Genomic DNA, 23,935 nt, shown 5'->3' with positions numbered 1-23,935 from the left:
AGAGTTGAATACAGGCAGGAAGGCCGGTGAACGACGCCGGTACGACAGGCAGGGGAACGAAAGATGAGCGAGCTGGACAAGACCGAGGCGACGAGCGGCCGGAAGGCGCCGACCGATCTAAATCTCGAACCACTCGACGCGACGCGCGCCCAGATCGACGCCTATCTCACACGGCGGAACGAGGTCGTGCGCTCGGATCACGAAGAGTTCCAGGACTATCTGCGCGAAAAGCAGGCCCGCGCCCTCGCCGCCCAGCCGCTGCTGCCGCTCGCGCCGCTCCCGGAGGAAGCGCCCGCTCCGACGCGGCTGACGCGGCGCAACGTGTTCAAGGCCGCCGCCGCCACCGCGCTCATCGCCGAAACCGGCGTGCTCGGCTATCACGCGGTGCAAAGCGGCGCGCTTGACGCCGTCGGCCTCGGCACCACGCCCGCCGGCGCCGCGACGCCCGGGCCGCAAGCGGCCCCGATCACCCGCGAGCTGATCGATTCACGGGCCAGCTTCGACGGCAAGGGCCTCGGCAAATGGGTGGCGGTGTTGCCGACCAAGCTCGGTGGCGGCTGCTACGCGCTCGATCTCAACACCAACCGCGTACTGGCGTCGATCTGGTACTGGAACTATGGCGACTTCAACCCGATCGCCCACCATCTCTGCGCCTTTCCCAGCGCCGATCCCTATCACTCGTTCGAGTTCGTCAACTCCACCCAGGGCGGCAAGAACGCGCTCATCTACGGCATCCCGACCAACATCACCGAGCCGGCGCCAGGCTTCAACATCTACCGCGTGCGCTATGACGGCGCGCAGATGCAGCTGATGGAGAACGTCTCGGAGACCACCGGCCTCGGGCTGGGCGTGCATGTGACGATCAACCCCAAGGACGCGCAGTCCTATTTCGTCACCGACGGCCAGAAGGACATCGCCGCCTGCTTCGACCGCACGACGTCGCAGGTGAAGGCGGCGCTGAAATTCGACTGGAAGGCCAATTCCAGCCAGCTCGCGCGCGCCTGGCAAGATGGCGGCGTGCTGACGATCTACCGCATCTATCCGGATTCGGTTACCGGCAAATACGACTATCTCGGCACGAAGGGCCAGAAGATCGACTGGGAAATGGTTCCCATGGGCGAACTCTTCGTCGAGGAAGGCACGCTGCCCGGCGACGACCCGATGGGTCTCACCGGCGCGGACGGCACCATCTGGCACCCGAGCGGGCGCTGGGCTGCGACGGTGGTGCGCCTGTGCGGCGGCATCGCCATTCTCGATGCCGAGAACAACTTCGCCCCCGCCGCCTTCCTCCAGTTCAACACCGCGTCACAGGACCAGTACGACGTCGTCGAGGTTGCCGAGGACCGCTGGGAGGTGACGTTCGACAAGATCCACTCGCCCGGCCACGAGATCGGTTTTTCCCCCGACGGGCGCTTCCTGTGCATGATGAACAATCTGCGCGAGAACAACTGCTCGGTGTTCGATTCCTCCGATCCCGACCCGCGCAACTGGAAGAAGATCGCCCATGTCGAGGACCCGCTGTGGCGGGGCAAGTATCCCAACCCGTTCCACATGGTGTTCTCGCTCGATTCGAAAAAACTCTACCTTTCCGTGTTGCACCCCGCACCCGCCGCCAGCGGGGTGATGGTGGTGGATACCGACACATGGACGATCAAAAAGGAGATTCAGGGCATCGGCCCCGATCTGCAGACACCGGCCATCACCTATGACGGCAAGTTCGTACTGGTGCCGTTCAGCGGTTTCCAACGGCTGTCGAGCGGCATCGCCGTGATCGAGACCGCGACCGACAATCTGATCGGCATCCTGCCAAGCTCGGGCGGGCACCATGACTGCGTGATCGTCCCGACCGAGATGGAGCACATGAAGCACACCCGTTCATGCACTCTGTAAGCACGCGCATCCGGCACGGATATTCAGGCTGATGTCCGCGGCCTCCTCGTGCCGGCTCGTGCTGGCGCTGGCGGTTCAAAATCTTGGCCGCCGCCAGTCACGCACCTTGCTGCTTGTTGCCGCCATCGCCGTGGCCAGCGCCGTCACCTTTGGCGGCGTGGTCGCCATGCGCAGCGTGGTCGCGAGCATGCAGATCGGCCTCAGCCGGGTTGGCGCCGACCTCATGGTGGTGAACCAGGCAGCGCTGACCAACCTGACTGACGCACTGCTCACCGTCGAACCGACCGACAGCACCCTGCCCGCCGATGCACTGGCGCGTGCCGACGTGGCCGGCATCGCCCGGCTCGCCGCCCAGCGCATCCTGCGAACCGACCAGTCCGGCCTTGGCGGAGCGGGGGAACTGGTCGATTTGATCGGCTTCGACCCGGCGACCGATTTCACCATTCTACCCTGGCTGTCGGAACGGCTCACCGGGCCTATGCAGCCCGGCGACGTCATCCTCGGCGCAGCACGCAACCTGCCGCTCGGCACGCAGGTCGTGCTTTTCGGGCAGCCCTTCCGCGTTTATGGGAAGTTGGCGCGCACCGGGTCCGGCACGCAGGAGCGCGGGGTATTCCTTCACATGGCCAGCCTGATTGGCCTGGGTGACGACGTGCAGGCGCGCACGGGCGCGGTGCCGCCGATGCTGGAGCCCGCCAACGTCACCGGATTTCTCGTTCAGCTGGCGCCCGGCGTTTCCGAGCTTCAGCTGCGCTTCGCGCTGCTGTCCAATGTCGCCGGCATCAAGGTGATCGTCGGCGGCTCGCTGCTGACCGGAATCCGGCAAGGGCTGGTGGCGCTGCTCGGCGGGCTCGTGCTGCTTGTCGTGGCGTTATCCGCCAGCACTGCCGTCATGGTCATGGTGCTGTTCTCCGCCATCATGGCGGAGCGCCGCCGTGAAATGGGGCTGCTCAAGGCAATCGGCGCGCGCCCCGGCCAGATCGTGGCTATCGCCGTGGCGGAAGCCGCGTTTGCCACCGCCGCCGGCGGAGCGCTGGGCGTGGTGCTTGGCCTGCTCCTCTTGCGCCTGTTCGAGCGCGCCCTGGTGCATCACCTCAGTGAGATGGGCATTCCGTTCCTATGGCTGGACGGCGCCGGCACGGCCGCCATCGCCGCGCTGTGCGTCGCTGGCGCAGCCCTCGTCGGCATGGCCGGCGCATGGTTTCCAGCCTGGCGCATGGGCCGCCGGGACACGCACGACCTGCTGTGGAAGGAGGGCTGAGCATGCTCGCCTGCCGTGGCCTGACAAAGCAGTACGAGACCGACCGGGGGCCGGTGGCGGCGGTGCGCAGCGTCGACCTCGACATCGAGAGCGGCTGCTACGCCGCCATTGTCGGGCGCTCCGGTTCCGGCAAATCATCGCTGCTGGGCATGATCGGCGGGCTGAGCCGTCCCACGGGCGGGCGCGTGCTCATTGGCGGCACCGATATCTGGGCCTTGTCCGAGGCCGGAGCGGCGGCGTTCCGCAACGCCCGGATCGGCTTCGTCTTCCAATTCGCCAGCCTGCTGCCGAACCTTAGGGCGCTCGACAATGTCGCCCTGCCCGCGCGACTGGCCGGCACGATGTCGCGCCGCGCCATATTGGAACGGGCTTTGGAGCGGCTCGCCGATGTCGGGCTGGACAGCCACGCCGAGGCCTTCCCGTTCGAGCTTTCCTCCGGTGAGCAGCGGCGGGTGGCCATTGCCCGCGCGCTGATGAACGATCCCGCTTTGCTGCTCGGCGACGAGCCGACCTCCGACCTCGACGAGCAGACCGAGCGGGAGATCATGGCACTGCTGCGCGATATCAGTCGCTCGCGCGGCACGACTCTCGTGCTGGTCACGCACAACCTCGCTCTGGCGGCGCAGGCGCAGCGGATCGTCCACATCGCGGACGGCGTGGTCGTTCCATGAAAACGCCGCGCCTGCCGGACCTCGATCGCCTTACGCCGTCCGAGAAGGACGCGCTGATCCTCAGCCTGTGGGAGACGGTGCAGGCGCTAGACAAAGACGCCGACGCGGGAGAGGCGCAGGCGCCGCTTCCGGTCGAAGAGCCTGCCGCCGGCCGCTCGCTCGATGACAGCCGGGTGCAGGCGTTGCGCGAGCGCATCCGCACCACCTCCCGGTCAAGCCGCAACCAGTCGTTCGCGACCCGCGCAGGCGGGATATCGCGCCTTCTTGACTATCGCCCCCTGCAGATCTTCGTGGTCGTGATCGCCCTCGCCTTCCTCGCCGATTTTGCGATCGGCCGGTATCAGCAGGCGCAGATGGCCGCGCGGCGGGCAGAGGTCCAACGCACTGAACAGGCGGCGTCCGGAGGGCTGTTCATGGAACTCGTGCGCGCCGGCTACGATCCCGGGAAAGCCGCCTATCGGGCAACATTGCGGATCGAGCGGGTTGGCGGCGGATCGACCCTCTACATCCTGCAGAACCCTCCCCGCGTCTTCATTCAGACCGGGCTGACCTGGCAGGAGGTGGCTTCTCGGTCGCCTGACGGCACCCCATGGGGCCTGCTCAAGCTCGATGGCGGGACCGATGTCGACGTGTTGTTCGATGCCGACATCGAGGGGTGGAGCGAACTTATTCCCGGCTACATGCATGTGCAGCTCCAGTTCGACCAGCTGATAAGCCTGTCGAGTGAGCCGGGCGACGACATCGCGGATCGCAACAACCGCTTCTATTTCTACCTGAAGCCGCACGATGCCGATGATGCGGCGATACGGCAACGGGCAGGCTTCCGTGGCGTCCCGCCCGCCTTCATTCCGATGCCTCCCCATTAGCGATGGCCGCGCCCTCACCGGCGCAGGGTATTCGCCGGGCGCAAGAAGTGCGGACGTTTGTTACGGATCATCCGTTCATTGCCACAACCCGGGTGAGGCAGAAGTTATATTGCATTCGCGAAGAAACTCCCTGCTTTCCTTGCCGGCCAAGCTCAGGCGCCCTTCGCTTTCGCAGCATGCCCGGGAGGTGGCCCTTTGCCGCAAAAGCGGTAAGATTGGAGTCGCACGACACCATTTGGGAGGGCCCGCCCATTTCTTGGAATGAGTGCTGACTTTAGGGTTGAGCGAGCCACGCTTCCCCCTTTCTCCAAGAGGCGCGCAATGGCTGACACCTCCGCTGGCAAGCTCTCGCTTCCCACCCTCACCGCCATGGTGGTTGGCTCCATGGTCGGCGCCGGCATCTTCAATTTGCCCGGGCGCTTTGCCACGGCGACGGGGCCATTTGGCGCGATCATCGCCTGGGCGATCGCGGGCACCGGCATGTACATGCTGGCACGGGTGTTCCAGGCGCTGGCGGAAAAGCGGCCGGACATCGATTCCGGCGTGTTCGCCTACGCCAAGGCCGGCTTCGGCGACTATATGGGCTTCCTTTCGGCCTTCGGCTACTGGCTGGGAAGCTGCCTCGGCAACGTGTTCTACTGGGTGCTGATCGGCTCGACGCTCGGGCGCTTCTTCCCCGATCTGTTCGGCGACGGCTCCAGCGCCACCGCGATCCTCGTCTCGCTCTGCGGCATCTGGGCCTTTCATTTCATGATCCTGCGCGGCGTCGAGCAGGCGACCGTCATCAACACCATCGTCACCATCGCCAAGATCGTGCCGCTGATCGTTGCGATCCTGGCCTTCGTGTTCTTCTTCAATTACGCGCAGTTCTCGGAGAACTTCTTCGGCGGCGTGAACATGCCGGAAAAGACGCTGCTGGCGCAGGTGCGCGACACGATGCTGATCACCGTCTTCGTGTTCCTCGGTATCGAGGGCGCGAGCGTCTATTCCCGCTTCGCCAAGAAGCGCTCGGATGTCGGCACCGCCACCATCCTCGGCTTCGTCGCCGTCACCGGCCTGATGGTCGCCGTGACCATGCTGCCCTATGCAACCGCGCCGCGCGCGGAGATCGCTGGAGTGGCTAACCCTTCGCTCGCCGGTGCGCTCGAACTGGTGGTCGGCCATTGGGGCGCGATCTTCATCTCGATCGGCGTGCTGGTCTCGGTGCTTGGCGCCTATCTGGCATGGTCGCTGATCTGCGCGGAAGTGCTGTTCGCCGCCGCCAAATCGCAGGACATGCCGAAGCTGTTCGCCGCGCAGAACGGCAATCGCGTGCCCGCAAATGCGCTGTGGCTGACCAACATCGTGGTCTCGCTGTTCGTCGTCTCGACCTACTGGTCGCGCGACGCCTTCAATTTCATGCTCGACATGACCAGCGTTACCGCGCTGCTGCCCTATCTGCTGGTCGCCGGCTATGGCGTGCTGTTGGCCCGCAGCGGCGTCGGATATGAGGCGGCGCCGCATGAGCGCACCCGCGACCAGATCTTCGCGTGGATCGCGGTGGTCTACACGCTGTTCATGTTCGTCGCCGCCGGCCTGAAGTATGTGCTGCTGGTGGCGGTGCTGTTCGTGCCGGGCACGATCCTTCTCTATTTCTGGGCCCGCCGCGAACAGAAGGCCCGCGTGTTCACGCGGGTCGAACTGGTCATTTTCGGCATCACCGGAGTGGCGGCCGCCATTGGCGTGTACGGGCTTGTCACCGGCACCATCACACCCTGATCAGATCACGCATAGGAGCCCCATGATGGAAACCCCCTTCGGCGTTCACTCCGAGGTTGGCCAGCTGCGCAAGGTCATGGTCTGCGCGCCCGGCCGCGCCCATCAGCGCCTGACGCCCAGCAATTGCGACCAGCTCCTGTTCGACGACGTGCTGTGGGTCGATGTCGCCAAGCGCGACCATTTCGACTTCATCACCAAGATGCGTGACCGCGGCATCGACGTCGTCGAGATGCACAATCTGCTGACCGAGACGGTCGCCATCCCCGAGGCAAAGGCCTGGATTCTCGACCATCAGGTGGTGCCGAACACGATCGGCGTCGGCTTCGTTGACGAAGTGCGCTCCTATCTCGACGGGCTGCCGAATCGCCAGCTGGCGGAGACGCTTATCGGCGGTCTCTCGACCTATGAATTCCCCGAGACCATCGGCGGCGAGACGCTGGCGCTGATCCGCGACGCCGCCGGCGTCAACGAGTATCTGCTGCCGCCGCTGCCCAACACGCTCTACACCCGCGACACCACCTGCTGGATCTATGGCGGGGTGACACAGAACCCGCTCTATTGGCCGGCGCGGCATGAAGAGACCATCCTCACCACCTCGATCTACAAATTCCACCCGGACTTCGCCGGCAAGGTGAAGGTGTGGTGGGGCGACCCCACCAAGGATTGGGGCCTCGCCACGCTTGAAGGTGGCGACGTGATGCCGATCGGTAAGGGCAACGTGCTGATCGGCATGAGCGAGCGGACCTCGCGCCAGGCCATAAGTCAGCTTGCCGCCGCGCTGTTCGAGCAGGGCGCCGCCGAGCGCGTCATCATCGCCGCCATGCCGAAGCTGCGCGCGGCGATGCATCTCGATACGGTGTTCACCTTCGCCGACCGGGACTGCGTGCTGCTCTACCCCGACATCGTCGACAAGATCGAGTGCTTCTCCTACCGCCCGAACGGCAAGGGCGGGATCGAACTGCACAAGGACAAGGGGGGCCTGGTCGAGACCGTGCGCGAGGCGCTGGGCCTCAAGGAAATGCGTGTCGTCCACACCGGCGGCAACGACTATATGCGCGAGCGCACCCAATGGGATTCCGGTGCCAATCTGGTCTGCGCCTCGCCGGGCGTCGTCTTCGCGTATGACCGCAACACCTACGCTAACACGCTGCTGCGCAAGGCCGGCATCGAGGTCATCACCATTGACGGCTCCGAACTCGGTCGTGGACGTGGTGGCGGCCATTGCATGACCTGCCCGATCATCCGGGACGCGGTGGATTACTGATCGCCGTCCCCCTCTCCCCACTGGAGAGAGGGGGACTTGGCGCCCCGCACGCGCGCCTCGCCACCCGCTCGCGCCATAGCTCTCACATCGGTGAGAGAAACGGCGCGCCGATCCCGTTGCTGCAGGCGCCTGATGACCCAACCCAGCCAACAGACATTCGCGCTGCCGACCCTTACCGCCATGGTCGTCGGCTCCATGGTCGGTGCCGGCATCTTCTCGCTGCCGCAGACCTTCGGCCGCGTCACCGGGGGGCTCGGCGCGCTCATCGCCTGGGGAATAGCGGGCGGCGGCATGTTGATGCTCGCCTTCGTGTTCCAGACCCTGTCGCGCCGCAAGCCCGCCCTCGACGCCGGCGTGTTCGCCTATGCCAAGGATGGGTTCGGCAATTATCTCGGCTTCGCCTCGGCGCTGGGCTACTGGACCGTCTGCTGTCTCGGCAATGTCTCCTACTGGGTGCTGATCAAGTCGACGCTCGGTGCACTGTTCCCGGTCTTCGGCGACGGCAATACCGTCATCGCTGTCGCGGTGTCCTCGGTCGGCGTGTGGACCGTTCATTTCCTTATCCTGCGCGGCGTGCGGGAGGCGGCGGCGCTCAACACCATCGTCACCGTCGCCAAGATCATCCCGATCCTGATGTTCCTGGTCTTCGTCGGCTTCGGCTTCAAGGCTGACATTTTCGCCGCGAATTTCTGGGGTGGCGCGGATGCCGGCGGGCTGTTCGACCAGGTGCGCGGCACGATGCTGGTCACAGTGTTCGTCTTCGTCGGGATCGAGGGCGCCAGCGTCTATTCGCGGTATGCGCGAAAACGCTCGGATGTCGGCGTCGCCACGCTGCTGGGCTTTGCCGGCGTGCTGTGCCTCCTCGTTCTGGTGACGATGCTGTCCTATGGCGTGCTGCTGCGTCCCGATCTCGCGGGCCTGCGCAACCCTTCCATGGCCGGCGTGCTGCAGGCTGTAGTCGGGCCCTGGGGCGCGGTGTTCATATCCGTCGGGCTCATCGTCTCGGTGCTCGGCGCCTATCTCTCATGGTCGCTTCTGGCCGCCGAGGTGCTGTTCTCGGCCGCACGAATGGAAACCATGCCGGCCTTCCTCGGGGCCGAGAACCGCAACAAGGTGCCCTTCGCCGCCCTGTGGCTGACCAATCTTCTGGTGCAGTTTTTTCTCATCATGACCTTGTTCGCCGAGCAGGCCTTTCTGCTGGCGCTCAAGCTCACCTCGTCGATGATCCTGCTGCCCTATCTGCTGGTCGCGGCCTATGCGCTGAAACTGGCGTGGAGCGGCGAGACCTATGTCGAGAAGCCCGAGGGCCGCGTGGGCGATGTGGTGCGCGCCGGTCTCGCCACGCTCTACACCGTCGGACTGATCTATGCGGGCGGATTGAAGTTCCTGCTGCTGTCGCTGGTGATCTATGCACCCGGCACCGCGCTCTTCATCCTTGCGCAGCGCGAGCGCGGGCATCGCATTTTCACGCCCGTCGAACGGCTGCTGTTCGCGGCGGTCGCCGCCGGCGCGGTGCTCGCCATCTTCGGCCTGGCGACCGGGCGCATAAGCATCTGATCACGTCTCCGGTCGCCTTTCGGCGAAACGACGCGCTGGCACGGTTCGATTGTTCTTGATTTGTTCAAGCTCCTGACGCCAGAGTGCGACAACTCGGGAGTCGCGCATGACCAAGAAAACCTTCTACGTCGTCCAACCCTTCGTGGCGGGCAAGCGCGGGGCGATAAAGGCCGGCATACCGATGGAGGTCCGCAACGCCGCCGATGCCGAACGCATCGCCCAGCGAATGAGTCTGGTGCAGATCGGGGCCATCGCCTTCTCGGCCGATGTCGAGCCGGAAAGCGGGGACGCCGATCCGCCGGTGCTGATTGCTCGTTTCGGACAAGTGCCGGACGGTGTGCTCGACCCTAGCTAACGGCATCGTGCGGTGCGGGGGCTGGCCGGCGCGGCGCGTGCGGATTTATCCGGCGGAAGCGGTAAACGGCGGCGGGCGGAAGGTTGGCGAGCGTTCCGCCAATGCGCTCGGCTTCCAGCCCCAGCGAGCCCAGTACATGGGCCGGCACCGGGCATCGCGGGCCGTAGGTGAACTGGTAGAAGGCGCCGTCCGGCCGCATCTTGTCGAAGGCGCCCATCAGGATCGCCCTCACCTTGCGCGGGGCGATGGACAACAGCGGAAGGCCGCTGACGGTGGCTCCGGCCGGCTCGCCGTCGAACAGCTCGACGGAATCGAGTTGCGCGGCATCCATCCATAATGTGCGCGCCGCGGGGTAGCTGGCTTGCAGCGCGACGGCGAATTCCGAACCGAACTCGATCAGGGCAAGGTCCATCAGCCGCACCCCGCGCGTGATCAGCGCCCGCGTGAACGCCCCGGTGCCCGGCCCGAGCTCGATGACCGGCCCGGTGTCGCGCGAGATTTCGCTCGTGATCAGGCGCGCGAGCGCGCGGCCCGAGGGAGCGATGGCGGCGACGCGCAGCGGGCTGCGCAGCCATGCCTGGAAGAAGCCGAACGTCTCGCCCGTACATTGTGAGGACATTGCAGAAGTTCCGAACCTGGGTGTGTGAGGGACGACGCCCATGCAGGGCGCCGGCAGATGGAGCAAAGTAGGGTTGTCAGTTCCGGTGCAGCGCGACCTTCGGCGCGCAGCGGGCGCGAAGGCTGTGGCCGATGCCGATCACGGCGGCTTCTACGGCAAGCACACCTCCAAGCACCCCCAGCGCCAGCACAGTCGCATTGGCCGTATCGATGGTGTGCGCCGCGATATAGCCGGCCGTGACGAACACGCCGTTCCACACCGCGATTCCAGCGGCGGTCGCCGCCAGAAATCTGCCGGAAGGGCCGCGCAGCAGCGCGGCGAAGGCCGGGGCGAACAGCCGGACGGTCGGCAGCAGCTGCAGCGAGAACGCCAGTACCGTCTGGTTGCGGCGGAATGTGCCGATCCAGCGATCGGTGCGTTCCGTCGACATGCCGAAGAGCCGGCCGGCGCCGAAGACGAGGCGGCGGGAGCGCGTCTCGCCCAGCACACGAACCGCATAGAAGCAGGCCGCGCAGCCGACCAGGCTGCCGGCACCGCTCGCCAGCAGCGCCCCGGGCAGCGACCAGGTACCCTCCGCCGCTGCGATGCCGACCGCCAGCAGCAGGCCGTAAGAGGGCATGACCGGCACGAAGCGCTCGGTCAGTGCAACGGTGAAGAGTCCCAGCAGGCCAAACGTGCTGATCCACACCATGACGGTGCTAACCGGGTCGAAGTCCATTGATGGTATCTTTCTATCGAAGGGTGGAGCCGCCAGCACGCGGGGGGCGCGCGCGGGTTCATGGCCCGCACGAGCGGGCGCGGGCCTCAGGGATCGGATCGGGTGGAGGCGGTCAGCGGCTCGCGAAGAGGGCGGCGATGCGACGATTGGCTGTCAGCATGGCGAGGGCGGTGGCGACACTCGCCACCGGAACGGCCAGCATGCCAAACGCTAGGCCGTTGGGAATCTGCGCCGCGCTCGCGGCGTCGCTAATCAGGCCGACGAGGAGAGGTCCCAACGCGGGGCCCATGAGGCCAGAGCCGACCATCACGATGCTGGTGGCCTGGGCCTCCCTACCCTTGCCGGCAACGAGATGGGCGGCGCCGAAAGCCCAGGGCAGCAGGAAGGCGAAGGACAGCATGCCCGGCACCAGCAGGACGACGGACAGCCAGCCTATGGGCGCGAACAGCGCGGCTGTGGTGGTCACGCTGGCGATGAGGAACAGGTAGGCAGGCGGGCCCAGCACTCGGCCCGTACCGGACTGGACCGCGCGATCGAACATCCGCCCGCCGACAACGGTTCCAATGATGCCCATCAGCCCCTGCAGCAGACCAAAGGCGAGCCCCGCTTCTCCGGCGGTGAAGCCATGGATGCGGATGAGGAACGGCCCGGCGAAGGCATAGAAGGGCGCGGAGGCGAAACCGACCGCAATCGCGCCGATAAAAAGCCAGCGGAAGGCCGGCGTCGCCACCAGCCGGGCGCTGGAGCGCAAGAAGCTCTCGCCGGTGGTGCTGGTCTGTCGCAGTGTCGGCGTCCGCCCAATGACAAGAAGGACCAGCACGGCAACAAGTCCGCCGATGGCGCCCGCGCCGATCAGCGCGACCCGCCAGCCCAGCTGGTCGGCGATTGCGCCGCCGGCCGCGAACCCCACCATGGCGCCGATCGGCATGCCCATGGCGAAAAGCCCGATGGCGAGCCCGCGACGTTCGGGCCGGATTTTGCGGGCGATGATGGCATGGCCGGCCGGGAAGGCGCCGGCCTCGCCCGAGGCCACGCCAAAGCGCGTGAGCGCCAGCAACAGGAAGCTTGCCGCCACGCCGCCCAGTGCCGTCATTGCGCTCCAGCCCAGTATGCAGATCACCAGGACGAAGCGCGGCGAGCCCCGATCGGCCGCGCGGCCGAGTGGCATGGAGAGGAGGGTGTAACAGACTGCGAAAGGGATGCCGGTGAGCAGGCCGACCTGCGTGTCACTCAGCGAAAGGTCAAGCTTGATCGCCTCCGCCATAATGAACGGCAAAATCCGATCCACCTGCGAGATGGTGCTCACGAGGAAAAGTGTCAAAAGTGTTGCGTAAACACGCCAGCCGCTCACGTATTCGCTACCGGATTCGGCGGATGGATAAGGGATATCCTTTAATCCATCTATTGATCTCACGGCAGTTTCCGTCATCCTAAGCAAGCTCCTCAGCTTTGGGTCGCACCAATAAGCTAGAAGGAGTGCCGTGTGATCAGAATGCCCGAAACCTCAATAAATCTGCCTATTCCTGCAGCCCCTCATAACCCTTCCGTGAGGCAGGGCCGGGTGCGCGGGTTGCGGAAAAAAGAACCGGAGGCCTGTGTGCCGTCATCGCTCTTTGATGCCATCACCGCGTATGTCGAAAGCCAGGGCGGTGGGCAGGGTCTGTTCCCGACGCCGATGCCGGGGGTGAATATCATACGTTCCTTTCAGGAAGTGATGCCCAACCGAAAGATCTACCAGCCTTCGCTCTGCATCGTTCTGCAGGGCGCCAAGCAGATTCTCTTCGGCAGCGAGACGCTCGACTATGGCGCCATGGAGTGCCTGGTGGTGAGTATCGAACTGCCGGGTTCCGGGCGAATCATCAAGGCCAGCGCCGATGAGCCTTTTGTGGGCATGACCGTCGACCTCGACGTCGCCGTCGTCCGTGGCATGGTCGAGCAACTGGAAGAGCTGCCGTCGTCGCCGGGTGGCGGCCCGTGCGCCTTCGTTACTCAGGTGGACGAGGCTCTTGCGGACTGTATCCACCGCCTCATGAGGATGTCCGACAATCCGAAGGCGATTCCCATCCTCTATCCCTCGGTCATGCGTGACATCTGCTACTGGCTGCTCAGCGGGCCGCAGGGTGCTGAGATATGCCGGCTGTCCTTGCCGGCGTCGAACACCGAGCGGGTCGCCAAGGCCATTCACCTGCTGCGCGACAACATCGCCCAGCCCATGCGGGTGGAGCAACTCGCCGAGGCGGCGCGCATGAGTCCCTCCTCCTTCCACCAGCATTTCAAGGCGCTCACCTCAATGACGCCGCTGCAATACCAGAAGCAACTGCGCCTGCTTGAGGCGCGGCGGCTGATGGTGGCAAACGCAGCCAGCGTGGCGGATGCCTCCTACAAAGTCGGCTATGAAAGCGCTTCGCAATTCAGCCGCGAATACTCCCGCATGTTCGGCGTGGCCCCCAAGCGGGACGTCATGAACCAGCATCGGCTGTATCGGTCGCTGACCGGCCGCGACATGCCGGCCCACTCCACAGCCTCGATGGGACCGGCCGCTCCGCCCGCCTGACGCCTGCCCTCAACGCTCGTTTTCATCGCGCCGAACGCGCCCGCATTAAGCCCTAAGCGTTCGGTATCCGTCCGGCGAGAGCCGCCTTGCGATGGAACGCCTGGATGGTTGGGTACTGGACGTATGGACAGACATACAGACAGCGCTCTCGAGCGGCTTGAGATTGTCGAGACGGGACGTCGGAGCCGCTGGAGCGAGGCGGCGAAGGAACGGATTGTTCTGGAGAGCTTGAGCGCGGCATCGCCCTTGGCCGCAAGGCATGGCTGTCCGCCGGGTCCGGGCGCGGTGCCGTCATGCACGGGCTGATTGGCACCGCCCGGCTCAACGATATCGATCCGCAGGCCTGGCCTATCGGCACATGCGAGCATGTGCCGATAGGCTGTGAGTTTGCCGACGTGCTCGCTCGCATCGCCGACACACCGCAAAGCCGGCGCTCCGAACTTGCCCTCGCACGGGCATGCGGCGCGAGAGCTTAGGGGTCTCGCGGCGTGAGCGATGTCGATCGGATCGCTCGCCTGAAGATCGAGATGGATGACTGGCAGCCCTCCATCTGGCGCCGTGTCGATGTGCCGCTCACCGCCTCGCTCAGAACCGTGCACGACGTTATCGAGGCCGTGATGTCGTTCGAGGACACTCACCTGTTCGAGTTCCGCGCTGGAGAGCAGCGCTTTGCCATCCCCGATCCAGAATGGGACAGCCTGCGCGACAGGACCTATTCCGCCAAGACCACCAAGCTCGGCGTCCTCGTCGACCGCGGCGTCACCGAACTCAGCTACACCTATGACTTCGGCGACGACTGGCGGCACACGATCACGATCGAGGCAACCGCCGCGGCCGATCCCACCATGGATTATCTGCGCGACATCAATGATAAGCGCCGCGCGCCGCCCGAGGATGTCGGCCGCATCCCGGGCTTTGAACTCCTCCTCGAAGCCATCGCTGATCCCAGCCATGAGGAGCATGACGAACTCATGCGCTGGTACGGTGCGCCCGCATCGAAAAGCTCGCCGGACGCTGCGCCATCGGCAAAGCCGCGTTCGCTAAAAGCCGTGGCCAGATTAACTGATCTGATCATAACGGTAGTGGCCCGAACCGGAGGGTTACAAGCGGTCTGCCGGCGGGGCGTTTTGATTCCAGTCCGGCGACTGCCTGGGCTCCGCCCGCACGCGGGCCACGCCCACCCGGGCGCCGCCGCTCCGGGACCCTCCCCCGCGACGCGGTTGTAGGAACAGGCAGATTTTTTGCGCATTCCGGCATTCGCCACCGCACCGCCGGGGGGTAACGTCCCGCCTCGATGGCCGCCAGTCCCGAGCGGTCTCTCGCTGAGGCCAACGGCGCTCGTCCCAAGCGGCACGCTCGGATGCAGGCGCCAAGCCCGGCCATCTCAGCACCGAGGCGACGGGACGTCGAACATCCCTCGCCCCCTCCCATTCTCCTTAGGAGACAGTCATGTCCAACTCCCTCAAGGGACGCCTTCTGGCCGCGACCGCCGCTGCGGCGCTTTCCCTCACCGCCATTGAAGCCGCTGCGCAGGCCACCTCACCGGACCAGATCATTGGAGTCTGGGAGGCCGAGAACGGTAACATCAAGCTGGAAATGTTCGATGCCGGCGGCAGTTACGCGGCCCGCATGCTCTACGGCAAGCAGTTGATGGAAGCCGACGGCACGACCTTCAAGAAGGATACGCTCAATCCTGATCCGGCCCTGCGCGGACGATCGCTGGAAGGCATCGTCTTCGTCTCCAACCTAACCTGGGACGCGCGCGACCGCCGCTGGGAAGACGGCAATTTCTACAGCGGCATGACGGGACGCACCATGTCGGTTCAGGCTGAACTGGTCGGCGAGAAGATGCAGGTGCGCGCCTATATGGGCGCACCGCTACTTGGCCAGACCATTGTGTTCCGCCGCGTGCCGTGACGCGGGTGTGTGGCTCGGCTTGGGTATTGGCAGGGCTCCACGCCGCCTCCGCAACCCTCAGAGGAAGGAGCGCCGATGATCCCGACCCACCGGAGCCCGTCCGCTGGCACCGCCCCGTTCACGCGTAATGACCTAGCGCCGCACGCTCTTGGTACTGCGCGGCGCTGGAGCGCAGGTGCGCTCGTCGCGGTGAGCTGGATCAGCGGCGCCATCTTCGCCGCCTACATCATCGTCTTTTTCGGCGGCGCCATTGCCGGCGGCGCCGGCGAGCGCTGGAACCAGGCCCTGCCAGGCCTCTACGAGGTCGACGCGCCGCTGGCGACACTTGCCATCGGCGCCCATTTCCTCGCCGGCGGGATATTGCTGCTCCTGGGGCCGATCCAACTCATCGGCCCCGTGCGGCGTGCCGCCCCGGCGCTTCACCGCTGGCTCGGCCGGCTCTACGTTATTTCGGCCGGCGCGGCGGGGCTGGGGGGCCTCGGCTTCATCCTTGGGCGCGGCACGATTGGCGGGCCTCTGATGGATGTCGGCTTCGGCCTTTATGGCGCGCTGATGGTGCTGTGCGCCGCCCTGGCGTACAGCCACGCGCGCGCTCGCCGCTTCGAGCAACACCGTGCTTGGGCGATCCGGCTGTTCGCGCTGACGATCGGATCGTGGCTCTACCGCATGGAATACGGCCTCTGGTTCCTCCTGTTCGGTAGCCTTGGCCGCGCCGCGGATTTCAGCGGCTGGTTCGACGCGGTCATGGTGTTCTTCTTCTACATCCCCAATCTTCTCGTAGCCGAGGTCGCCATCCGCATGGGCGCGGCTCCACGGGGAATGCCGGCCAATCTGGCAATCACCGCGCTTTTTCTGGTCTCGGCCGTCCTGATCGCGGTGATGACGGCAACCTTCACCGCCCGCGCCTGGGCGCCACGGATCCTCGACGCCCTCGCCTGAACGCCGCCACGCGCCGCCGCTTCCTCATTCGGCAGAATTGGAGGAATAGGCAGGTTTTCTCCGCGTTTCGGCATGGCGGTTCGCCGCGCGGCCGTCACTCTTGCGCCGAGGTGAAACCGGCCGGATGCCGCCGCTTCCCCGGCCCTCCCGAAGCAAGGAACAATCATGACACGATGGACCACGCGGGACATTCCCGCCCAACATGGCCGCTCGGCACTCGTCACCGGCACCGGCGGCCTCGGCTATGAGGACGCGCTCGCGCTGGCCCGCGCCGGCGCCAGCGTCGTGATCGCCGGACGCAATCCCGGCAAGGGAGCCGCCGCCTTGGCCACAATCCGGCAGGCCGTTCCGGGTGCGCGGATACGGTTCGGCGAGGTCGACCTTGCCAGCCTCGCCTCGGTCGCCGCCTTCGCCGAGCGTCTCGCCGGCGAACAGGAGAGCCTCGACCTGCTGATCAACAATGCCGGCGTCATGACCCCGCCGCAGCGACGCGAGACGCGCGACGGGTTCGAGCTGCAGTTCGGCACCAATTATCTCAGCCATTTCGCACTCACCGCGCAGCTGATGCCGCTGCTGAAGAAGGGTCGCGATCCGCGCGTCGTAACCGTAGGCAGCATTGCGGCACGCCGGGGCGCCGTTGATTTCAGCGATCTTCAGGCCGAGCGCAGCTATCGCGCCTTTCATGTCTACGCCCAGTCGAAACTCGCCTGCATCATGTTCGCCTTCGAGTTGAGCCGGCGCAGCAGCGCGGCAGGGTGGGGCGTGCAGAGCCTGGCGGCGCATCCCGGCCTCTCGCGGACCGATCTTCTGTTCAACACCCCCGGCGGGCCCACCCCCACCATCTATTTTCTGCGCCGCGTCTTCCGGCTGATGTTCCAGCCGGCAGCGCAGGGCGCGCTGCCGACGCTCTTTGCCGCCACCGATCCGGAAGCGCGGGACGGTGCCCATTATGGTCCGGACCGGCTCTCAGGGACTCGCGGCCATCCTACCGAGGAACCCCCGCCGCCGCAGGCGCTGGACAGGGATGTGGCGAAGCGCCTTTGGGAGGTGTCCGAGAAATTGGCCGGGGTGAGGTTTGAATAGCCGCGCGAATGCGGCGTCGAAGGCGCAGCCGGCGATGTGGCCGGCCGCGTTTTCTGTCGTTTCCGTAGAGGTATTCCGTACAGATCGCACTCTCTATCGCGGGATATTGGTTAGACGCCTTTAACAGGCTGGTCATGAATCAGTAAATTGTCGTCTCGCTCGTGCGGACTTATCGTTGTGGAAGATGAACACCGAGTTTTTTGGTCGTTTCGACTATGGTTTGGCCCAATTAACCCACTGGATAAAGGTACTTATTCGGAATTTTGACCGTTCATCGCGTTCACTGCCAACGAACCGTGTTGGCACGTCCGAAAAACATCCGCGCCGCTGCCATCCCGCTCAGGTTTTCGTGCGGAGGATGCCCCCCAAACGGTGCGGGACATGAGGAAAACGACATGCGCCGCTTCTGTGCCGGCCTCCTTTTTTCCGCAGCGGCTCTCGCCGCGCCGGCAATCGCCCAGACGCCGGCTGAACGCCCGGCCGCGCCCATCTGCGCGACCGAAGGACCGGCGAGCGTGCCCGCACGCCACAGCGAATGGATTCTGGTCGGCTGGGAAAAGCACCCCGGTGATGGTCCCTTCGACTTCCGCGCCAAGCTCGGTGACTACTATCACTGGGAGTCCGGTGACGGCATCTTCTATGACGACTTCGATCCGCAATACCGCGTCGCGCGAAGCCCGGGTGAATATGGCTCGTTCTGGGTCGCCCCCTTCACCGCGCTGAAGTCTGCCCGCCATCGCGTCATAGACGGCCCGGAGGCGATCATCGGCAGCGATCTCGCCACCTCCACACTGGAATTCGCGGCCGCCCTCGAAGCCGGCAATGGCGAAATCGTCGGCATCCGGACCCGCTCGACGCTCGTCTGGCAGTGCACGCCGGAGGGTTGGAAGATCGTTCGCGAGCACAACTCGTCGCGTCGCGTCACCCAGGAGGAGATCGACGCGATCTTGCCGCGCCCGGCCAATTGAGCCCGGCCGACGAGGCGCCCTTCCCGAAATCTCAGCAATAAAGGAACGAAGCGATGGTATCGCCACCCACATCCCCCTTCCGTGCCGCCCTGATGGCGGTAGCCCTTGCCTCCAGCGCTGCCGTGTTACCGCTTGTCGCCATGGCGTCGCCCCAGCCCGAGCCGGAGGCCGAGGCCCGCAACCGCCAGATTGTCACCGAGGCTTTCGATCGCTGGCAGGCGGGGGGCACGACTTTCTTCACTGACCTCCTTTCCCCGGACGTTGTCTGGACGATCGAGGGCTCCGGGCCGAGCGCCGGCCGCTTCGAGGGACGCGAGCCCTTTATCGAACGTGCCGTTCGCCCGTTCGTCTCGCGCCTGTCCACCCCCATCCGGCCCACGAACAAGACGGTGTGGGCGGATGGCGACCATGTAATCGTAAACTGGGATGGCGTCGGAACGGCCAAGGACGGTCAGGCCTATGCCAACAGCTACGCCTGGATCCTGCGCATGCAGGACGGGCAGGCGGTGGAGGTGACGGCATTTCTCGATCTCGCCCCTTATGACGACGTTTTGCGGCGCATCCCCGCTCCTTCTCCTCAATGAGACCGGCAGTGTATCCGACATTGCAGGACAGATGAGGCCCGCACGATCTCACATAAATGACGGACGTTTCCGCATAGTCAGCTTGTAGGCAGCGCCCTATCCTGAGCATGAATGATGCTTCACGCGGACGTTACTTGTGAAATATCGGGATGACACGTGTCGTCGCGCTATCCATGAGAGTGAGCGACTGGGTTCAGGCCGCGCCGGTGTCACCTACGCCTGGCGCGGCAGGCATCATCCTTCAGAAAACCTTTGGCCGGGAAAGGGAGATGCCGTCATGACAGCTTTCAGTATCAACGGGCGTGCCGTTCAGGTCGCCGCCGAGCCCGACACGCCGCTTCTCTGGGTCATCCGTGACGAACTCAAATTGACCGGCACCAAATATGGCTGCGGCATCGCGCTCTGCGGTGCCTGCACCGTCCATATCGATGGCGAGCCCATGCGCGCCTGCCAGACGCCGCTGGACATGGTCGCCGGCCGACAGGTGACGACCATAGAGGGCCTCTCCGCCGATTCCAGCCATCCCCTCCAGAAGGCGTGGATCGCGGAGCAGGTGCCTCAATGCGGCTACTGCCAGTCCGGCCAGATCATGCAGGCGGCGGGGCTTCTGGCCAGCAATCCGCGCCCAAGCCGCGAGGAGATCGTCGCGCATATGGACGGCAATCTCTGCCGCTGCGGCACCTATGACCGCATCATCCGCGCCGTCGAACGCGCCGCGCAGGAGAGCTGAACCATGACGCCACATCTCCAGCCCCGCACGACCGCCCTGTCACGGCGCAGCTTCCTCGTCACCCTGGGTGGCGCCGGCATCGCCGTGGCCTTTGCCAGCGCCCCTGCGCTTCTGCTGGCGCCGGAGGTCGCTCAGGCAGCGGCCGGGGGCCTAGTGCCCAATGCGTGGGTGACGATCGCCCCGGACGGCACGATTAGCCTCGTATCTCCCGCAGCCGAGATGGGTCAGGGGGTGAAGACCGCCCTGCCCCTGCTGATCGCCGAGGACATGGACGCCGACTGGTCGAAGGTTCGGGTCGTGCAGGCCCCTTCCGATGCCGAGAGGTACGGCAATCCGGGATTCTACGGCATCCAGTTGACCGGCGGCAGCGAAACGGTGCGCGGCTATTACCAATTGCTGCGCCTTGCAGGCGCGCAGACCCGCAAGGTTCTTCTCGCCATCGCCGCCGCGCAGCTTGGCGTGCCGGTGGGCGAACTCACGACCGAGCCCGGCCGCGTTGTGCATGCCGGCAGCGGGCGCGCGCTTTCCTATGGCGAGATCGCGGCAACGGGGTCGCTGCCCGATCCGCTGCCGCAGGCGACCGAGGCGGATCTCAAGCCCGCGAGCCAATGGCGCTATATCGGCCGCCACGACGTGGATCGTGTCGATGTGCCCTCCAAGGTCAACGGCACGGCGCAGTTCGGCATCGATGTGGATCTGCCGGACATGCTGCACGGCGTCGTGCTCCGTCCGCCTGTGCCCGGCGAGCGTCCCGAGCGCATCGACGATGCGGCCGCGAAGGCGGTTAAGGGCGTCACGCGCATCGTCACGCTGGCCTATGGCGTCGGGATCATCGGCGAGAGCACCGATGCCGTCCGGCGGGCCAGGGAGGCGCTGGTCGTCAGCTGGAGCAATTCTTCGCGGGTCCGTACCTATGACAGCGCGTCGTTGGCACAGGCCTACCGCGAAGTCGGCCGCGACCTCGCCCAGCCCGGCGTGCCGGCGCGCGCGGAGGGAATTGCGCCGGCCGCCATCGCCGGCGCCACGCGGGTGATCGTCGCTGACTACCTGACCGATCTCGTCCACCATGCCACCCTGGAACCGATGAACGCGACGGCGCTGGTGACGGGCGACACGGTAGAAGTGTGGGCACCGACGCAGGGGCCGACGGCGACGCAGCGCTTCGCCGCCGAGGCGGCGGGCACGAGCCCAGACAAGGTGAAGGTCCACACGACCCTTATCGGCGGTGGTTTCGGCCGCCGGGCCGAGGACGATTTCATCACCGACGCGGTGCTGCTCGCCAAAGAGGTCGAGGGCCAGCCGGTGAAGGTGGTCTGGAGCCGCGAGGACGACGTCCGGCACGGCAAGTACAGGCCGCTTGCGGCGCAGCATGTCGAGGTGGGCGTCGATGGCGCGGGCAACATCGTCGGATGGCGTCACCGCGTGGTCGCGGACTCGATCTTCGCGCGCACCATGCCGGAGATGTTCAAGGGTGATGGCGGGCTCGACACTGTCGTCACGGACGGGACGACCTTCAATTATCGCGTCCCCGCGCATCTGGTGGAATACATCCGGCAGGACAGCGGGCGCGATGTCGGCTTCTGGCGTGCCGTCGGCTATGGCCAGAACAATTTCGGCGTGGAGTGCATGATCGACGAGGTGGCGGCCGCGCGGGGCGTCGACCCCGTGGCGCTACGACTTGAGCTTCTGAACGGCCAGCCGCGCGCGCAGAAGGTGATTGAGGCGGTGGCCGCTATGGCGGACTGGAAGCGGCCGCGTGAAGACCGCGCGCTGGGCCTTGCCTATACCGACGCCTTCGGCGGGCATTGCGCCGAGGTCGCGGAAGTCTCACTCGACCGCGAAAGCGGAGAGATCCGCCTGCACGAGGTGTGGTGCGTGGTCGATCCCGGCGTCGCCATCCAGCCGCGCAACATCGAGGCGCAGGTCGCCGGCGCCATCCTCTTCGGCATCAGCCACGCGCTCTATGAGCAGATCAACATCGTGGCGGGCGAGGTGCAGGAAACCAACTTCGACACCTACCGCCTCCTGCGCATGTCGGAGATGCCGCGCATCCATGTCGAGGTGACGCCGACGCCGGAGAACAAGCCGGCCGGCATCGGCGAAGTCGGCCTGCCGCCAATCGGGCCGGCCATCGCCAATGCCGTGGCCCGCCTCACTGGCGGGGTGCGGCTGCGCCACTACCCGTTCCTGCCGGAACGGGTGAAGGCGGCGCTCGCTGGATGAGAAGACCGGCGACCCTTTCTTACATATTCAGGGAACCAATCCATGCAGAGGCCCGATGGTAGCTGGGACCCCTTCGCCGATCAAGTCATCGACTTCGCCCTTGCGCGCCTGCGCGAGGGCAAGCGTGTCGCGATTGTCACGCTCTTCTCAATCGATGGCGCCGCCCCGCGCCAGCTCGGCGCCCAGATGGCCGTCACCGAAGCCGGCGAAGCCGTCGGCTATCTCTCGGGGGGCTGCCTTGAACGTGCCGTGATAACCGAGGCGATCGAGGCGATGGAAGCCGGCGCCAACCGTCTCGTCCGGTATGGCAAGGACTCGCAATATCTCGATATCCAGTTGCCCTGTGGCAGCGCGATCGCGCTTTATTTCGACGTCACGGCGACCATCGCCCGGCTGGAGAAACTGGAACAGGCGTATCTGGCTCGCGAGGAGAGCACGGTTGAAATCGGTCCGGCCCCGGGCGAGCAGGGCCTGATGCTGACGCGGCACTACCGCCCGAACCGGCGGCTTATTGTGGCCGGGGTCGGCCCCGCAGCGGCTCAACTCCTGCTGTTAGGCAAGGTCAGTGGCTTCGAGACCGAGTTGCTCTCGCCAGACGCGCCGACGCGCGCGGCCTGCGCCCGGGACGGGGTGCTCGCCCGGCCCATCCACAGTACCGGCCATGCCGAGGAGTTCGCAGCGGATGCGCGCACCGCTTTTGTCCTGATGTTCCACGATCACGAATGGGAATACGAGTTCCTCGCGGCCGCATTGGCGAGCGAAGCCTTCTACATTGGCGCGCAGGGCAGCCGGATGGTGCATGCGGCGCGCCGCCAACGCCTGCTCAACGCGGGATTCAGCGCGGCGGAGGTGGCGCGCATACGCGGACCGGCCGGGTTGTTCCATGGCACGAAGAGCGCCCATGCCATTGCGGTGTCGATCCTCGCGGAAATCATGGAAGCCGAGCAGAGGCAGTTTCCGTCTCTCGTCTCGCTTGATCCTCCACCGGTTGCGCGCCGCTATTCCGCCGCTCGGGTAACGGCCCGGGACATGCGCCCATAATGGCGTGGCGAACAGCCCATGACCCGCTTGAACGCGGTGCTGAAGGCGCTTTCCGATTCATAGCCCAGCGCCAGCGCGATCACCCCGATGGGATCGCCGCTATTCTCCAGCCGATCTCCGGCGAGCAGCATGCGCCAGCGGGCGACATATTGCATCGGTGGCTCGCCCACGTTCTCCCGGAACCGCAGCGCGAAGGTCGTGCGTGACATGCCGGACCGCTCAGCCAGATCCTGCAGGGTCCAGCCATGGGCGGGATCGGCGTGGATCGCCCGGATCGCCGCCCCAAGCTGCCGGTCCGCCAGCGCGGACAGCCAGCCGACGCCGGCGCCGGCCTCCAGATGCACGCGAAGCGCCTGCACCAGCATCATATGGGCGAGATGCTGGAGCACCAGCGCGTTGCCGGCCTGGCGCTCGCGCAACTCCTTCATCATTTCCTCAACCGACCAGCGCAGCGCCGTCTGTCCCGCCTGCCCGGTGATATGGACAATCGGCGGCAGCAACCCGAGCAGCATGTCGGCATGGTGGCCACTGACGCCGAAACGGCTGCCGACAAGGGCGAATCCGCCGCCGCCATTCAGCTTCACCACTCCGCCATTCCGGGCAGGCGGGAATATCTCGCGAGAGGGTGTGGCCGCCAGAGTGAGGCAGCTGCCCATTCGGAACGGGCGGCCTCTCGGCAGCACGAAACACTCGCCGGTCTCAAGCCGCACCGGCTCGCTCACCCCCTCGACGGTGAGCCAGCCGCCGCCGGAGACGACGGCGTAACACTTGATCAGCGCACTCTGGTCGCCGAACTGCACCGCCCAGTCGCCCCCGGCCTCGAAACCGGAGGAAACATAGGCATGGGGCTTCAGCAGAGAGAGGACGTCAGAGAGCGGATCCATGGCGTTCCAGAGCTGGTCCTGTTGATAGAGAGCCGGCAAATGAGTTCTCTAGT

Annotated in this window: 22 protein-coding genes and 1 pseudogene; 19 read left to right on the top strand and 4 right to left on the bottom strand. The window is 65.7% G+C overall.

The window, feature by feature from the left end:
* The first annotated feature begins 63 nt into the window (after positions 1 to 63).
* The 8 genes from EV667_RS10690 to EV667_RS10655 all read left to right on the top strand — a co-directional run bounded on the left by EV667_RS10690 (position 64) and on the right by EV667_RS10655 (position 9,622).
* Entirely contained in the window at positions 64 to 1,890 is a 1,827-nt protein-coding gene (locus tag EV667_RS10690; RefSeq protein ID WP_245516106.1) for a YncE family protein, read from the top strand.
* Between the two features lie 31 nt (positions 1,891 to 1,921).
* Positions 1,922 to 3,151 (top strand): FtsX-like permease family protein, encoded by a 1,230-nt coding sequence (locus EV667_RS10685; RefSeq protein WP_245516105.1) that lies wholly within the window; start codon positions 1,922 to 1,924, stop codon positions 3,149 to 3,151.
* Positions 3,152 to 3,153: 2 nt separating this feature from the next.
* The gene (locus EV667_RS10680; protein WP_131835336.1) at positions 3,154 to 3,822 is read left to right on the top strand and encodes an ABC transporter ATP-binding protein; all 669 of its coding nucleotides are present in this window, start codon (positions 3,154 to 3,156) and stop codon (positions 3,820 to 3,822) included.
* Positions 3,819 to 4,688 carry a hypothetical protein gene (locus tag EV667_RS10675; RefSeq protein ID WP_131835335.1) on the top strand — a complete coding sequence of 290 codons (870 nt, stop codon included), beginning with the start codon at positions 3,819 to 3,821 and terminating at the stop codon, positions 4,686 to 4,688. Before EV667_RS10680 ends, EV667_RS10675 begins: the two co-directional genes overlap by 4 nt.
* A gap of 321 nt (positions 4,689 to 5,009) precedes the next feature.
* The gene (locus EV667_RS10670; RefSeq protein ID WP_131835334.1) at positions 5,010 to 6,446 is read left to right on the top strand and encodes a basic amino acid/polyamine antiporter; all 1,437 of its coding nucleotides are present in this window, start codon (positions 5,010 to 5,012) and stop codon (positions 6,444 to 6,446) included.
* A 25-nt stretch (positions 6,447 to 6,471) separates the two neighbouring features.
* Positions 6,472 to 7,710 carry an arginine deiminase gene (locus tag EV667_RS10665; RefSeq protein ID WP_131835333.1) on the top strand — a complete coding sequence of 413 codons (1,239 nt, stop codon included), beginning with the start codon at positions 6,472 to 6,474 and terminating at the stop codon, positions 7,708 to 7,710.
* A 132-nt stretch (positions 7,711 to 7,842) separates the two neighbouring features.
* Positions 7,843 to 9,267 (top strand): basic amino acid/polyamine antiporter, encoded by a 1,425-nt coding sequence (locus tag EV667_RS10660; RefSeq protein ID WP_131835332.1) that lies wholly within the window; start codon positions 7,843 to 7,845, stop codon positions 9,265 to 9,267.
* A 106-nt stretch (positions 9,268 to 9,373) separates the two neighbouring features.
* Positions 9,374 to 9,622: a hypothetical protein gene (locus EV667_RS10655; protein ID WP_131835331.1), complete on the top strand. Its 249-nt coding sequence runs from the start codon at positions 9,374 to 9,376 to the stop codon at positions 9,620 to 9,622.
* Here the strand turns inward: EV667_RS10655 and EV667_RS10650 are convergent.
* The 3 genes from EV667_RS10650 to EV667_RS10640 all read right to left on the bottom strand — a co-directional run bounded on the left by EV667_RS10650 (position 9,615) and on the right by EV667_RS10640 (position 12,388).
* Positions 9,615 to 10,241: a class I SAM-dependent methyltransferase gene (locus EV667_RS10650; RefSeq protein ID WP_131835330.1), complete on the bottom strand. Its 627-nt coding sequence runs from the start codon at positions 10,239 to 10,241 to the stop codon at positions 9,615 to 9,617. The genes EV667_RS10655 and EV667_RS10650 overlap by 8 nt on opposite strands.
* A gap of 76 nt (positions 10,242 to 10,317) precedes the next feature.
* Positions 10,318 to 10,959: a DedA family protein gene (locus EV667_RS10645; protein ID WP_131835329.1), complete on the bottom strand. Its 642-nt coding sequence runs from the start codon at positions 10,957 to 10,959 to the stop codon at positions 10,318 to 10,320.
* Between the two features lie 112 nt (positions 10,960 to 11,071).
* Positions 11,072 to 12,388 carry an MFS transporter gene (locus EV667_RS10640; RefSeq protein WP_131835328.1) on the bottom strand — a complete coding sequence of 439 codons (1,317 nt, stop codon included), beginning with the start codon at positions 12,386 to 12,388 and terminating at the stop codon, positions 11,072 to 11,074.
* Positions 12,389 to 12,556: 168 nt separating this feature from the next.
* On the opposite strand from EV667_RS10640, the gene EV667_RS10635 reads away from it, so the two are divergent.
* The 11 genes and pseudogenes from EV667_RS10635 (at position 12,557) to EV667_RS10580 (ending at position 22,998) form a co-directional block, all read left to right on the top strand.
* Complete coding sequence (locus tag EV667_RS10635; protein WP_131835327.1) at positions 12,557 to 13,513, top strand: AraC family transcriptional regulator; 957 nt, start codon at positions 12,557 to 12,559, stop codon at positions 13,511 to 13,513.
* A 233-nt stretch (positions 13,514 to 13,746) separates the two neighbouring features.
* Positions 13,747 to 13,989: pseudogene (locus tag EV667_RS10625) on the top strand (hypothetical protein); the annotation flags it as partial.
* A 12-nt stretch (positions 13,990 to 14,001) separates the two neighbouring features.
* Complete coding sequence (locus EV667_RS10620) at positions 14,002 to 14,739, top strand: plasmid pRiA4b ORF-3 family protein (RefSeq protein ID WP_245516104.1); 738 nt, start codon at positions 14,002 to 14,004, stop codon at positions 14,737 to 14,739.
* A 223-nt stretch (positions 14,740 to 14,962) separates the two neighbouring features.
* Positions 14,963 to 15,430 carry a DUF2147 domain-containing protein gene (locus EV667_RS10615; RefSeq protein ID WP_131835326.1) on the top strand — a complete coding sequence of 156 codons (468 nt, stop codon included), beginning with the start codon at positions 14,963 to 14,965 and terminating at the stop codon, positions 15,428 to 15,430.
* 189 nt (positions 15,431 to 15,619) lie between these two features.
* Positions 15,620 to 16,369: a DUF2306 domain-containing protein gene (locus EV667_RS10610; protein ID WP_245516103.1), complete on the top strand. Its 750-nt coding sequence runs from the start codon at positions 15,620 to 15,622 to the stop codon at positions 16,367 to 16,369.
* A 165-nt stretch (positions 16,370 to 16,534) separates the two neighbouring features.
* The gene (locus tag EV667_RS10605; protein ID WP_131835324.1) at positions 16,535 to 17,452 is read left to right on the top strand and encodes an SDR family oxidoreductase; all 918 of its coding nucleotides are present in this window, start codon (positions 16,535 to 16,537) and stop codon (positions 17,450 to 17,452) included.
* 395 nt (positions 17,453 to 17,847) lie between these two features.
* Entirely contained in the window at positions 17,848 to 18,420 is a 573-nt protein-coding gene (locus tag EV667_RS10600; protein WP_207907735.1) for a Cif family virulence factor, read from the top strand.
* A 53-nt stretch (positions 18,421 to 18,473) separates the two neighbouring features.
* Positions 18,474 to 19,004: a nuclear transport factor 2 family protein gene (locus EV667_RS10595; RefSeq protein WP_131835323.1), complete on the top strand. Its 531-nt coding sequence runs from the start codon at positions 18,474 to 18,476 to the stop codon at positions 19,002 to 19,004.
* 277 nt (positions 19,005 to 19,281) lie between these two features.
* Positions 19,282 to 19,734: a (2Fe-2S)-binding protein gene (locus tag EV667_RS10590; RefSeq protein ID WP_131835322.1), complete on the top strand. Its 453-nt coding sequence runs from the start codon at positions 19,282 to 19,284 to the stop codon at positions 19,732 to 19,734.
* 3 nt (positions 19,735 to 19,737) lie between these two features.
* Positions 19,738 to 21,957 (top strand): xanthine dehydrogenase family protein molybdopterin-binding subunit, encoded by a 2,220-nt coding sequence (locus EV667_RS10585; RefSeq protein WP_131835321.1) that lies wholly within the window; start codon positions 19,738 to 19,740, stop codon positions 21,955 to 21,957.
* Positions 21,958 to 21,999: 42 nt separating this feature from the next.
* Positions 22,000 to 22,998 (top strand): XdhC family protein, encoded by a 999-nt coding sequence (locus tag EV667_RS10580; protein ID WP_131835320.1) that lies wholly within the window; start codon positions 22,000 to 22,002, stop codon positions 22,996 to 22,998.
* Here the strand turns inward: EV667_RS10580 and EV667_RS10575 are convergent.
* On the bottom strand, positions 22,956 to 23,882 hold the full coding sequence (locus EV667_RS10575) for an AraC family transcriptional regulator (RefSeq protein ID WP_131835319.1): 927 nt from the start codon (positions 23,880 to 23,882) through the stop codon (positions 22,956 to 22,958). The genes EV667_RS10580 and EV667_RS10575 overlap by 43 nt on opposite strands.
* Positions 23,883 to 23,935 lie beyond the last annotated feature (53 nt).

It is taken from the genome of Ancylobacter aquaticus (assembly GCF_004339465.1).
In the GTDB taxonomy this organism is placed as follows: domain Bacteria; phylum Pseudomonadota; class Alphaproteobacteria; order Rhizobiales; family Xanthobacteraceae; genus Ancylobacter; species Ancylobacter aquaticus.
Note: the sequence above shows the minus strand (reverse complement) of the source record. Positions and strands in the feature narration are given on the sequence as shown.